We start from the raw sequence: 12,881 nt of genomic DNA, 5'->3' as shown, positions 1-12,881 counted from the left end.
CTCTCGTGTCCGACGCACCCGAAACACCCCTGTCTGATCCGGCGGAGATCACGCCCGATGCGGTGTCCGCTGCCGTGGACGCGGCGCTCGCCGCGATCGCCGAGGCCGCTGACACCGCCGCGCTGAAGGCGGCCCGTTCCGCGCACTCCGCCGAGGGCTCGGCGTTGGCCCGGCTCAACGCGCGCCTGCGGAACGTGCCGAACGAGAAGAAGGCCGAGCTCGGCAAGCTCGTCGGGCAGGCCCGCGCGCGGGTGAACCAGGCCTTCTCGGCGCGCGAGGAGGACTTGGTCGCAGCCGAGACCGCTGCGCGTCTGGAAGCCGAGCGCGTGGATGTCACGGCGCTGCCGGCACGCGCGCGCGTCGGGGCGCGGCATCCGATCTCCCTCCTGCAGGAGCAGATCGCCGACATCTTCGTCGGCATGGGCTGGGAGATCGCGGAGGGCCCCGAGCTCGAGCACGAGTGGTACAACTTCGACGCGCTGAACTTCGACGTCGACCACCCGGCGCGTCAGATGCAGGACACGTTCTTCGTCGACCCGGTCGACCGTCACCTGGTGATGCGCACGCACACGAGCCCGGTGCAGGTGCGCTCGATGCTCGAACGCGACCTGCCTCTGTATGTGCTGTGCCCGGGCCGTGTGTACCGCACCGACGAGTTCGACGCGACGCACCTGCCCGTCTTCACGCAGTTCGAGGGCATCGTCGTCGACAAGGGCATCACGATGGCGCACCTGAAGGGCACCCTCGACCACGCGGCGAAGGTGCTGTTCGGCGCCGAGGCCAAGACGCGGTTCCGCGCGAACTTCTTCCCCTTCACCGAGCCGTCCGCCGAGCTCGACCTGTGGCACCCGACCTTCAAGGGCGGCGCGCGATGGATCGAGTGGGGCGGCTGCGGCATGATCAACCCCAACGTGCTGCGTGCGGCGGGGATCGACCCCGAGGAGTACTCGGGCTTCGCGTTCGGCATGGGCATCGAGCGGACGCTGATGTTCCGCAGCGACGTCCAGGACATGCGCGACATGGCCGAGGGCGATGTCCGCTTCAGCGAGCAGTTCGGAATGGTGGTCTGATGCGCGTCCCTCTCTCATGGCTGCGCGAGTATGTCGACGTGCCGACGGATGCCTCGCCCGAGGACGTCCTCGCGGCGCTCGTGCGCGTCGGGTTCGAAGAGGAGGACGTGCACCGCTTCGAGCTGCAGGGTCCGATCGTCGTCGGCGAGGTTCTCGAGTTCGTCGAGGAGCCGCAGTCCAACGGCAAGACGATCCGCTGGTGCCAGGTGCGCGTGGCGCCCGAGGGATCGACCGCGGCCGACGGCGGCGACGCCGTCCACGGCATCGTGTGCGGCGCGCGCAACTTCTTCGCCGGCGACAAGGTCGTCGTGACCCTGCCCGGTGCGGTGCTCCCCGGCCCGTTCCCGATCGCGGCCCGCAAGACGTACGGGCATGTCTCGGATGGCATGATCGCCTCGGCCAAGGAGCTGGGGCTCGGTGACGAGCACAACGGCATCCTGCGCCTGGTCGAGCTCGGCATCGACGCGCCGGTGGGCACCGACGCGATCGCCCTGCTCGGACTCGACGACACCGCGGTCGAGATCAACGTCACACCCGATCGCGGCTACGCGCTGTCGATCCGCGGTGTGGCCCGCGAGTTCTCGCACGCGACGGGGGCGGCGTTCCGCGACCCGGCCGATCGCCCGTGGGAGGAGCTCGCCCCCGGGTCGGGCTTCCCGATCGTCGTCGACGACCAGGCGCCCATCCGCGGCCGCGTCGGCGCGTCCGAGTTCGTCGTCCGCGTCGTGCGCGACGTCGACCCCACCAAGCCGACACCGGCATGGATGATCGCGCGCCTCGCGCTCGCGGGCATCCGCTCGCTCGGCATCCTGATCGACATCACCAACTACGTCATGCTCGAACTCGGGCAGCCGATCCACGGGTACGACCTCGACAAGCTGCACGGCGGCATCACGGTGCGTCGCGCGACGCGCGGCGAGCAGCTCGAGACCCTCGACGGCAAGGTGCGCACGCTCGACGGCGAAGACCTCCTCATCACCGACGAGTCCGGGCCGATCGGCCTCGCCGGCGTGATGGGCGGCGGCACGACCGAGATGAGCGGCACCACGCGCAACGTGCTGATCGAGGCGGCGACGTTCGACACCGTGTCGATCGCGCGCACGGCCCGTCGCCACAAGCTCCCCTCCGAGGCATCCCGCCGCTTCGAGCGCGGTGTCGACCCGCTCGTCCCGTTCGTCGCCGCGCGCCACGTCGCCGACCTCATGGTCGAGTACGCGGGCGGCACGAGCGACGACGAGTACGGCGGGGCCCTGTTCGCCGAGGTGTTCGTGCCGGGCATCGAGCTTCCGCCGCTGTTCGTGCAGCATCTCATCGGCGTCGACTACACGCCGGGGCAGATCGAGTCCTCGTTGCGCCTCATCGGCTGCGAGGTCGTGTCCAACGAGGACGACGCGGCCGGGTGGCACGTCATCCCGCCGTCGTGGCGCCCCGACCTCACCGACAAGTGGACGCTGGCCGAGGAGGTCGCCCGCATCGAGGGGTACGACCGCATCCCGTCGGTGCTGCCGCTGCCGCCGTCGGGCCGCGGCCTGACCGCCGCGCAGCAGGGACGTCGGCGCGTCGCGAACGCCCTCGCGGCTGCGGGGTACATCGAGACGCCGTCGTTCGGTTTCACGACCGAGGAGCAGAACGACCTCCACGGCTCGGCGTCGGGCGAGCACCTGCCGAGCGTCAAGCTCGCCAACCCGCTCGACGGTCAGGCGCCGTTCCTGCGCCGCTCGCTGATCCCGGGCCTGCTGCAGGTGGCGCACCGCAACCTCTCGCGCGGGTTCACCGATCTCGCGCTGTTCGAGACCGGCGCGGTGTTCCTTCCCGAGCCGGGCGTGCAGTACGGCACCTCGCACGTGCCGCCGTTGGCGGTGCGTCCGGACGCCTCGACCCTCGCCGAGCTCGACGCCTCGATCCCGCCGCAGCACCGGCACGTCGCGGTGCTGCTGACCGGGAGCCTCGTCGCGAAGCAGCCGGGCGTGGACGCCGTCACCGCCGGCCTCTCGGACGCGCTGGACGCCGTGCGCACGATCGCGGTCGCCGCGGGCGTCGCGGTCGAGGTGACGCAGGGGCAGCGCGCGGCGTTGCACCCGGGTCGCACCGGCGTGCTGTCGGTCGCCGGTACCGAGGTCGGATACGTGGGCGAGCTCCTGCCCGCGGTGGCCGAGGCCTCCGACCTTCCCGGTCGCGTGATCGTCGCCGAGCTCGACCTGGACCTCGTGCTCTCGCTCGCGGGCGAGAAGGTGGTCGCGGCGTCGCTGTCGGGCTTCCCTGCCGCGACGCAGGACGTCTCGCTGGTCGTCGGCGCCGATGTGCCCGCCGCCGAGGTGCGCGCGGCCCTCGTCGAAGGCGCGGGGGAGCTGCTCGAGTCGTTGCGGCTCGTGGACGACTACCGCGGCCAGGGGGTGCCGGAGGGTGCGAAGAGCCTCACGTTCGCGCTGCGCTTCCGCGCCTCCGATCGCACGCTGACGGCAGCCGAGGCCAGCGAGGCCAAGCTCGCCGGCGTCGCGGTGGCGGCACAGCGTTTCGGTGCGACCCTGCGCGAGTAGCGGGTTCCGCGAGGGAGGATTCCGCCATCGGCGGATCGGGATGCCGCGGCACGGCGTGTCTGGTTGGGTGAAGCCATGACCGATGTGCTCGTGCTGGGTGGGACCGGGTGGCTGAGCGGGCGCATCGCCGAGAAGTGGGCGGATGCCGGGGCATCCGTGACCTGCCTCGCCCGGGGTGGTCGGGACGCGCCGTATGGGACCACCCTCGTCGTCGGCGACCGCGACGAACCCGAGGCCTACGCGGCGGTCACCGGCCGTGAGTGGGATGAGGTGGTCGACATCTCGTCGACGCCGTCGCACGTGGCCGCCGCCGTCGCGGCGCTGGGGGAGCGGGCGAAGCACTGGACGTACATCTCCACGGTCTCGGTGTACGCCGCGAACGACGAAGCCGGCGCGGGCGAGTCGGCCGAGCTGCTCGCGCCCGCCGGCCCGGATGAGGATGAGGACTACGGCCGCGCGAAGGTGCGCGCCGAGGCATCCGTGCGCGGCGCACTGGGGCATCGCGCGGCCATCGTGCGACCCGGGCTCATCGTGGGCCCCGGGGATCCGACCGACCGCTTCGGCTACTGGGTCGGGCGCTTCGGGCTCGCGGGTGACGGGGACGTGCTGGTGCCGGACCTCGACGCGCGCGGGACCCAGGTGATCGACGTCGACGATCTGTCCGGATTCGTGCAGGCGATCGGGCGCGAGCGGTGGACCGGTGTGGCGAATGCCGTGGGCGATCCGACCGATCTCGATGACGTGCTCCGGCTGGCCCGCGAGGTCGCCGGCCACACCGGCGCGCTCGTGACGGCGACCGACACCTGGCTCGAGCAGCACGACGTCGCATACTGGTCGGGCCCGCGGTCGCTGCCGCTGTGGCTGCCACGCGAGATGACCGGCTTCTGGACCCGATCGAACGCGGTGTACCGGCTGCTCGGCGGCCGGCTGCGCCCCCTGCGCGACACGCTCGAGCGCACGTTCCGGGACGAGCAGGCCCGCGGGCTCGACCGCCCGCGCCGGGCGGGGCTCGCGCGCGCCGACGAGCTCGCGCTTGTGCGAGAAGTCGCAGCGGCGTAGACGGCGGATTTGCGGATGCCGCAGCCCGACGGCTATCGTCGGCGCATGCCTTCGGCGACCCAGGGACTTCCGACGCTCGTTCTGAGCGCCGCTCCCATGCGCCGACGCCGTCAGCGCCTTTCTCTGGACCCGCGCGAGCGCCGAGTCTAGGCGACCCCCGAACGCCGTCCTGTCCTGGACGTCTGCGAACGGGCGTCGCCGTCTCCGGCCCGGGGGCCGTAACGGCCCCGCCCCAGACTCTAAGGTGGAATCCATGACATATTCGGTCGCCGTCTCCGGCGCATCCGGCTATGCGGGCGGCGAGATCCTGCGGATCCTCGCCGCGCATCCCGACGTCGAGATCCGCACCGTGACCGCGCACTCCAACGCGGGACAGCCGCTCATCCAGCACCAACCGCACCTTCGCTCGCTCGCGCACCTGACGCTGCAGGACACCACGCCCGAGATCCTCGCCGGTCACGACATCGTGTTCCTGGCACTTCCGCACGGGCAATCCGGGCAGTACACCGACGCGCTCGGCGACACCCCGCTCGTCATCGACGCGGGAGCCGACCACCGGCTGGAGTCGGTCGCCGACTGGGACCGGTACTACGGCGGCGACTTCCACGAGCCGTGGGTCTACGGAGTGCCCGAGCTGCCGGTGGCAGGCGCCAAGCAGCGCGAGCGGCTGATCGGGGCAACCCGCATCGCCGCCCCCGGCTGCAACGCGTCGACGGTCTCGCTGTCGCTCGCCCCGGGCGTCGCGGCGGGCGTCATCGACCCGTCCGACATCGTGACGGTGCTCGCCGTGGGCCCGTCCGGCGCCGGCAAGAGCCTCAAGACGAACCTGCTCGCCAGCGAGATCCTCGGCAGCGCGAATCCGTATGCCGTCGGCGGCACGCACCGGCACATCCCCGAGATCCGCCAGGCGCTGTACGCGGCTCGGGCGTCGTACCGGTCGTTGAGCGAGGAGCGCAGCGACGAGACGAGACGCGACGTTTCGTCTCGCTCCGCTCGCTCAACGACCGAGACGTCGGATGACGACATCCGGATCTCCTTCACTCCTGTCCTCGTGCCGATGGCGCGCGGCATCCTCGCCACATCGACCGCGCCGATCGCGCCGGGCGTCTCCGACGAGCAGATCCGCGGCGCCTGGGAGGCGGCGTACGGCGACGAGACGTTCGTGCAGCTGCTGCCGGCAGGGGAGTTCCCGCGCACGGCCGATGTGCTCGGCGCCAACACCGCGCTCCTGGGGCTCGCGATCGACCGCGCTGCGAACCGTGTCGTCGTGGTGACCGCGCTCGACAATCTCACCAAGGGCACCGCGGGTGCCGCCGTGCAATCCATGAACATCGCGCTGGGGCTTCCCGAGGCCACCGCGCTCACCGTGAACGGAGTGGCACCGTGAGCGTCACGGCGCCCCGGGGATTCGAGGCCGCGGGCGTCGCGGCGGGACTGAAGTCGACCGGCGCCCCCGACGTCGCGGTGGTCGTCAACCGCGGCCCGCTCAAGGTCGGCGCGGCGGTGTTCACGAGCAACCGCGCGAAGGCGAACCCGATCCTGTGGTCGCAGCAGGTGATCCAGGACGGCACCGTCGAGGCGATCGTGCTCAACTCGGGCGGGGCCAACTGCTTCACCGGCTCGTTCGGCTTCCAGACGACGCACCAGACCGCTGAGAAGGCCGCCGAGCTCCTGGACGTCAGCGCGGGCGACGTCCTGGTGTGCTCCACGGGGCTGATCGGCACCGGCGACGAGGTCTTCCGTGCGAAGGTGCTCGCCGGCACCGAGCACGCCATCGCCGAGCTGTCGGCCGCCGGCGGTGAGGCGGCATCCCTCGCCATCATGACGACCGATTCCCGCCCCAAGCGGGTCGTCGCGAGCGTCGGCGGCTGGACGATCGGCGGCATGGCGAAGGGGGCGGGGATGCTGGCGCCCGGCCTTGCGACGATGCTCGTGGTGCTCACCACCGACGCCGTGCTCAGTCCCGAGGAAGCCGACGCGCATCTGCGTCACGCCACTCGCGTCAGCTTCGACCGACTCGACTCGGACGGCTGCATGTCGACGAACGACCAGGTGACCCTGATGGCCAGCGGCGCGTCCGGCATCACCCCCGACCCCGCGGAGTTCCGGGCGGCGCTCGCCGAGGCGTGCACGACCCTGGCCGAGCAGCTGCAGGGCGACGCCGAGGGCGCCAGCCACGACATCAGCATCCTCGTGCGGAACGCCGCCTCCGAAGACGACGCCGTCGAGGTCGGTCGCTCGGTCGCCCGCAACAACCTCTTCAAGGCCGCCATCTTCGGCAACGACCCGAACTGGGGCCGCGTGCTCGCCGCGATCGGCACCACGCAGGCCGTGTTCGATCCGTACGACGTGGACGTGTGGATGAACGGTGTCCGGGTGTGCGCGCAGGGCGGCCCCGACCGGCCGCGCGAAGAGGTCGACCTGACCCCGCGCGCGACCGACCTGGTCATCGACCTCAAGGTGGGAGAGGCATCCGCCCGGATCCTCACCAACGACCTCACGCACGACTACGTCCACGAGAACAGCGCGTACTCCTCATGACAGACCTGCAAGACACCGATCCGGACGAGGCCAGCGCCCGCGCCGTGACGCTGATCGAGTCGCTCCCGTGGCTCAAGCGCTTCCGCGACCAGGTCGTGGTGATCAAGTACGGCGGCAACGCGATGGTCAGCGAAGAGCTGCAGGATGCCTTCGCCGCCGACATCGCGTACCTCCGCTACGTGGGGGTCAAGCCCGTCGTCGTCCACGGCGGCGGTCCGCAGATCTCGTCGATGCTCGATCGCCTGGAGATCCCCAGCGAGTTCAAGGGCGGGTACCGCGTCACCTCGACCGAGGCGATCTCGGTCGTGCGCATGGTGCTCACCGGGCAGATCAACCCGCAGCTCGTGTCGAAGATCAACGCGCACGGTCCCGTGGCCACCGGTCTCAGCGGCGAAGACGCAGGGCTCTTCGGCGGACGCCGCCGCGGCGTCGTGATCGAGGGCATCGAGCACGACCTCGGCCGCGTCGGCGACGTCGTCGAGGTCGATCCGCAGCCGGTGCTCGATCAGCTCGCCTCCGGCCGCATCCCGGTCGTCTCGAGCATCGCCCCCGACCTCGACCACCCGGGGCACTCGCTCAATGTGAACGCGGATGCCGCGGCATCCGCCCTCGCCGTCGCGCTCGGCGCGGCGAAGCTGGTGGTGCTCACCGACGTGCCGGGCCTGTACGCGAACTGGCCGAACCGCGACTCGCTCGTGTCGCATCTGACCTCGACGGAGCTGCGCGCGATGATGCCGAGGCTCGAGTCGGGCATGATCCCCAAGATGTCGGCGTGCCTCGAGGCGGTCGAAGGCGGCGTCGAGACGGCCGCCATCATCGACGGGCGGGTGCCGCACTCGGTGCTCGTCGAGATCTTCACCAGCAAGGGAATCGGAACAGAGGTGGTGCGCGGATGACGTGGCAGGAAGACGCGGGGCGGGACCTTGTCCGGAGCTTCGGCGAGCGGATGGCGTTGTTCGTCCGCGGCGAGGGCTCGTACCTGTGGGATGCCGACGGCAAGCGCTACCTCGACTTCCTCGCGGGGATCGCGGTGGACTCGCTCGGTCACGCCCACCCGGTGTTCGTCGAGGCGATCTCACGGCAGGCCGCGACGCTCGCCCACGTGTCGAACTACTTCGCGACGCCGCCGCAGCTCGCGCTCGCGGCGACGCTCAAGCGGCTCGCCGGCACCGGCGAGACGGGTCGCGTGTACTTCGGCAACTCGGGCGCCGAGGCCAACGAGGCGGCTTTCAAGCTCGCGCGCCTGCACGGCGCCGACAGCCGGAAGAACGGGTCCGACCGGCCCCGCATCCTCGCGCTCAAGGACGCGTTCCACGGCCGCACCATGGGCACGCTGGCGCTCACCGGCAAGCCGTGGATGCAGGAGCCCTTCCTGCCGATGACGCCGGGCGTCGAGTTCATCGATTCGACCGCTGAGGCGCTCGAAGCCGCGATCGACGACCGTGTCGCGGCACTGTTCGTCGAGCCCGTCAAGGGCGAGGCCGGCGTCATCGAGCTGCCCGAGGGCTACCTGAAGGCGGCACGGGAGATCACCGAGCGCCACGGCGCCCTGCTGATCATCGACGAGATCCAGACCGGCGCCGGTCGCACCGGCGAGTGGTTCGCGTTCCAGCACGAGGGCATCACCCCCGATGCGATCACGGTGGCGAAGGGCATCGGCGGTGGGTTCCCGATCGGCGCGCTCATCACGTTCGGCGCCGCGAGCGAGCTGTTCTATCCCGGCACGCACGGGTCGACGTTCGGCGGGAACGCGCTGGGCACGGCGGTGGCGAGCGCCGTCGTCGGCGAGATCGAACGCGCCGGCCTCGTCCAGAACGCCGCCGAGCGCGGCGCGCAGCTGACGAAGGCGATCGAGGGCATCGACTCGGAGCTGATCGCCGGATGCCGGGGCCGCGGGCTGCTGCTGGGCGTGGCGCTGCGGCATCCCGTCGCGAAGGCGGTCGTGTCGGCGGCGCAGGAGCACGGCCTCGTGATCAACGCTCCCAACGACGAGACGATCCGCCTCGTGCCGGCGCTCACCATCGGCGACGTCGAGATCGATGAGTTCGTGGAGCTCTTCACGGCGGCGGTCCGCACCGTCGAGGACGCCCTCCTGCTGGACGCCCCCTCGGCCGCATCGACGGAGGTGCACGCGTGACCCGTCACCTGCTGCGCGACGACGACCTGACGCAGGCCGAGCAGGACGAGATCCTCGACCTCGCGATCGCGCTCAAGAAGGACCGCTGGAAGCTGAAGGCGCTCCAGGGCCCGCAGACCGTCGCCGTGATCTTCGACAAGTCGTCGACGCGCACGCGCGTGTCGTTCGCGGTCGGCATCGCCGACCTCGGCGGCTCGCCGCTGATCATCTCGACGGCCAACAGCCAGCTCGGCGGCAAGGAGACCCCGTCCGACACCGCGCGGGTGCTCGAGCGCCAGGTGGCGGCCATCGTGTGGCGCACCTACGCCCAGGCGGGCCTCGAGGAGATGGCGCGCGGCACTCGCGTCCCGGTCGTCAACGCCCTCAGCGACGACTTCCACCCGTGCCAGCTGCTCGCCGACCTGCTGACCATCAAGGAGCACAAGGGCGACCTCGCCGGTCTCACGCTGGCGTTCTTCGGCGACGGCAAGTCGAACATGGCGCACTCGTACGTGCTGGCCGGCGTCACGGCGGGTATGCACGTGCGCGTCGCTTCGCCGGAGGCCTACGCCCCGCGCGACGACGTGATCGCCGACGCCGACCGCCGCGCCGCCGAGACGGGTGGTTCGGTGACGCTCTACACCGACCCGAACGAGGCGGCGGCGGGCGCCGACGTCATCGTCACCGACACGTGGGTGTCGATGGGCAAGGAGGAGGAGAAGCTCGAGCGACTGCGCGACCTGGGCGGCTACAAGGTCACGCAAGAGCTCATGTCGCTGGCCAAGGGCGACGCGATCTTCATCCACTGCCTCCCGGCTGACCGCGGCTACGAGGTCGACGCCGAGGTGATCGACGGACCGCAGAGCGTGGTGTGGGACGAGGCGGAGAACCGCCTCCATGCCCAGAAGGCGCTCCTCGTCTGGCTGCTGCGGCAGGACTGATCGGTCTCCGGCGCCCCCCGACAACCGCGATCATGAGCGAAACCCAGCGTCGTGCGCCGAGGACCGCCGCTCGGCTGCGCACCCGCTGGGACCGCCTCAACGGACCGCAGCGCATCGGCGGCGTCGACCTCGCACGCGGGCTCGCGGTGCTCGGCATGTTCACCGCGCACCTGCTGTGGATCACCGAGCCCTTCGATCTCGCCGAGCCCGCGACCTGGATCGCGGTCGCCGAGGGCCGCTCCTCGATCCTCTTCGCCACGCTTGCGGGCGTGTCCATCGGGCTGGTGACCGGTGGCTCCGAACCGCTGCCGGGCCCGGCGATGGGCGTCGCGCGCGGGCGCCTCGCCGTGCGCGCTGCGCTGCTGTGGTTGCTCGGCGTGATGCTCGTCCTCACCGGTGTGCCGGTGTACGTCATCCTGCCCGCCTACGCGATCCTGTTCCTCATCGCGCTCGCGTTCGCGAGGCTCCCGGCGCGCGTCCTGCTGACCATCGCGGGCGCCCTGGCGATCGTCATGCCCATCGTGCAGGTGCCCCTGGACGCACTCCCGCTGTGGCAGACGATGGCGGGGAACGATCTGTCGCTCGTGCTCGGCTGGCACTATCCGTTCACGACCTGGATCGTGTTCGTGCTGGCGGGGCTCGGCGCTGCGCGCGCCGGCATCACGCGGCTGAGGGTGCAGCTGTGGCTGGTGGGCGCCGGAGCCGCGCTGGCGCTGGCCGGATACGGGACGGATGCCGCGATCGGCGCCAGAACCGCCGACGCGGGCTCTTTCGCGGGCGCCCTGTGGACCGCGCGGCCGCACTCCACCGGCCTGCTCGAGGTGATCGGATCCGGAGGGTTCGCGCTCGCGGTGCTGGGAGTCTGCCTTCTCGCATGCCGCACGTTCCTGCGCCTGATCGTGCTGCCGTTGCGGGCCGTCGGGGCGATGCCCCTGACGGCCTACACGGCGCAGCTGGTGGTGTGGGCCGTCGTGGCGAGCATCGTGCTGGGTGACCCGGGCGACCTGCGGGGATTCCGCGCTCTCGAACCGTTCTGGCCGCTGACTCTCGGAACGGTCGTGCTGTGCACGGCGTGGGCGCTGCTCATCGGCCGCGGTCCGCTCGAAACGGCGGTCGATCGCGTCTCGCGCTGGATCGTGCGCGGACCATGGCCGGCACGGCCGCCCGGTAGGCTTCTCGGGTGAGCGATCCGAAGGGCGATGCAACCAACGAAGGCGCACTGTGGGGCGCGCGATTCGCGTCCGGGCCGTCGCCCGAGCTCGCTGAGCTGAGCCGCTCGACGCACTTCGACTGGGACCTCGCCCTCTACGACATCGCGGGCTCCCACGCACACGCGAAGGCGCTCGCGCTCGCGGGCTATCTCACCGCGTCCGAAGAGGCTGCCATGCACGACGGCCTCGACGCGCTGGCGCAGGCCGTCGCCGACGGCACGCTCGTGCCCACGGCATCCGATGAGGACGTCCACGGCGCGCTCGAGCAGGCGCTCATCGCGGTCGTCGGACCCGAGCTCGGCGGCAAGCTGCGCGCCGGCCGCAGCCGGAACGACCAGATCGCGACGCTCGTGCGCATGTACCTGCTCGATCACACCCGCACCATCGCGCGTGAGGTGCTCCGCGTGGTGGACGCGCTGGTCGCGCAGGCCGAGGCCCACCCCGAGGCGGTCATGCCCGGGCGCACGCACCTCCAGCACGCCCAGCCGGTGCTGCTCGCCCACCACCTGCAGGCCCACGCCTGGCCTCTGGTGCGCGACCTGGAGCGCCTGCGCGACTGGTGGGCGCGGGCGGCGGTCTCGCCGTACGGCGGGGGAGCCCTGGCCGGCTCGACCCTCGGCCTCGATCCGCAGGTCGTGGCGCGCGATCTGGGGCTCGACCGTCCCGCGGAGAACTCGATCGACGGCACCGCGGCGCGCGACGTGGTCGCCGAGTTCGCCTTCATCGCGGCCATGATCGGCGTCGACCTCTCGCGGTTCGCCGAAGAGATCATCCTGTGGAACACGCGGGAGTTCGGGTTCATCACCCTCGACGACGGCTACTCGACCGGGTCGAGCATCATGCCTCAGAAGAAGAACCCCGACATCGCCGAGCTCACGCGCGGCAAGTCCGGCCGTCTCATCGGCAACCTCACCGGGCTGCTCGCGACGCTCAAGGCCCTGCCGCTGGCATACAACCGGGATCTGCAGGAAGACAAGGAGCCGGTCTTCGACTCGATGCGCACGCTCGAGACGGTGCTCCCGGCGTTCGCCGGCATGGTCGCCACGATGCGCTTCCACACCGACCGCATGGCTGCCCTCGCTCCGCAGGGCTTCTCGCTCGCCACGGACGTCGCCGAGTGGCTCGTCAAGCGAGGCGTGCCGTTCCGCGATGCGCACGAGATCTCGGGCCGGCTGGTCCGCGTGTGCGAAGAGCAGGGCATCGAGCTCGATCAGGTGACCGACGAACAGCTGGCCGGCGTGTCGGCGCAGCTGACTCCCGACGTCCGCGAGGTGCTCTCGGTCGAGGGGTCCGTCGCGAGCCGCACCGGCGCCGGCGGCACCGCGCCTGTGCGCGTCGCCGAACAGCGGGTCGCGCTCATCGAGCGCGTGCAGGCCGCCGCGCACGCCCTGGGACTGTAGCCCGCG

At 71.3% G+C, this 12,881-nt stretch carries 10 protein-coding genes; all 10 read left to right on the top strand.

Annotated elements, in window-relative coordinates:
- Window positions 1-29 precede the first annotated feature (29 nt).
- Window positions 30-1,070, top strand: a complete 1,041-nt coding sequence (pheS, locus tag IM778_RS10620; protein WP_194411826.1) for a phenylalanine--tRNA ligase subunit alpha — start codon at window positions 30-32, stop codon at window positions 1,068-1,070.
- Window positions 1,070-3,607: a phenylalanine--tRNA ligase subunit beta gene (gene pheT / locus IM778_RS10615; RefSeq protein ID WP_194408871.1), complete on the top strand. Its 2,538-nt coding sequence runs from the start codon at window positions 1,070-1,072 to the stop codon at window positions 3,605-3,607. The genes pheS and pheT overlap by 1 nt, the downstream gene beginning before the upstream one ends.
- Before the next feature lie 75 nt (window positions 3,608-3,682).
- Window positions 3,683-4,666, top strand: coding sequence for a Rossmann-fold NAD(P)-binding domain-containing protein (locus IM778_RS10610; protein ID WP_194408870.1), 984 nt, complete (start codon window positions 3,683-3,685; stop codon window positions 4,664-4,666).
- A 253-nt stretch (window positions 4,667-4,919) separates the two neighbouring features.
- Entirely contained in the window at window positions 4,920-6,053 is a 1,134-nt protein-coding gene (locus tag IM778_RS10605) for an N-acetyl-gamma-glutamyl-phosphate reductase (protein ID WP_194408869.1), read from the top strand.
- A complete protein-coding gene (argJ, locus tag IM778_RS10600; protein WP_194408868.1) occupies window positions 6,050-7,207 on the top strand; it encodes a bifunctional glutamate N-acetyltransferase/amino-acid acetyltransferase ArgJ in 1,158 nt (385 codons plus the stop codon). Before IM778_RS10605 ends, argJ begins: the two co-directional genes overlap by 4 nt.
- On the top strand, window positions 7,204-8,103 hold the full coding sequence (gene argB, locus IM778_RS10595; RefSeq protein WP_194408867.1) for an acetylglutamate kinase: 900 nt from the start codon (window positions 7,204-7,206) through the stop codon (window positions 8,101-8,103). Before argJ ends, argB begins: the two co-directional genes overlap by 4 nt.
- Window positions 8,100-9,344, top strand: coding sequence for an acetylornithine transaminase (locus IM778_RS10590; protein ID WP_194408866.1), 1,245 nt, complete (start codon window positions 8,100-8,102; stop codon window positions 9,342-9,344). Before argB ends, IM778_RS10590 begins: the two co-directional genes overlap by 4 nt.
- A complete protein-coding gene (gene argF, locus IM778_RS10585; protein ID WP_194408865.1) occupies window positions 9,341-10,264 on the top strand; it encodes an ornithine carbamoyltransferase in 924 nt (307 codons plus the stop codon). The genes IM778_RS10590 and argF overlap by 4 nt, the downstream gene beginning before the upstream one ends.
- A 32-nt stretch (window positions 10,265-10,296) precedes the next feature.
- Window positions 10,297-11,448, top strand: a complete 1,152-nt coding sequence (locus tag IM778_RS10580; protein ID WP_194408864.1) for a heparan-alpha-glucosaminide N-acetyltransferase domain-containing protein — start codon at window positions 10,297-10,299, stop codon at window positions 11,446-11,448.
- Complete coding sequence (argH, locus tag IM778_RS10575) at window positions 11,445-12,875, top strand: argininosuccinate lyase (protein ID WP_194408863.1); 1,431 nt, start codon at window positions 11,445-11,447, stop codon at window positions 12,873-12,875. The genes IM778_RS10580 and argH overlap by 4 nt, the downstream gene beginning before the upstream one ends.
- The last annotated feature ends 6 nt before the right edge of the window (window positions 12,876-12,881 follow it).

It is taken from the genome of Microbacterium cremeum (assembly GCF_015277855.1).
Lineage (GTDB): Bacteria > Actinomycetota > Actinomycetes > Actinomycetales > Microbacteriaceae > Microbacterium > Microbacterium cremeum.
The sequence above is the reverse complement of the archived record's forward strand: the minus strand, read 5'-3'. Positions and strand labels throughout refer to the sequence as shown.

What these genes read in the sequence shown, in the direction of transcription:
- pheT (WP_194408871.1), top strand. Translation starts at nt 1,070, where the DNA reads ATGCGCGTCCCTCTCTCATGGCTGCGCGAGTATGTCGACGTGCCGACG.
- IM778_RS10610 (WP_194408870.1), top strand. Translation starts at nt 3,683, where the DNA reads ATGACCGATGTGCTCGTGCTGGGTGGGACCGGGTGGCTGAGCGGGCGC.
- IM778_RS10605 (WP_194408869.1), top strand. Translation starts at nt 4,920, where the DNA reads ATGACATATTCGGTCGCCGTCTCCGGCGCATCCGGCTATGCGGGCGGC.
- argB (WP_194408867.1), top strand. Translation starts at nt 7,204, where the DNA reads ATGACAGACCTGCAAGACACCGATCCGGACGAGGCCAGCGCCCGCGCC.
- IM778_RS10590 (WP_194408866.1), top strand. Translation starts at nt 8,100, where the DNA reads ATGACGTGGCAGGAAGACGCGGGGCGGGACCTTGTCCGGAGCTTCGGC.
- IM778_RS10580 (WP_194408864.1), top strand. Translation starts at nt 10,297, where the DNA reads ATGAGCGAAACCCAGCGTCGTGCGCCGAGGACCGCCGCTCGGCTGCGC.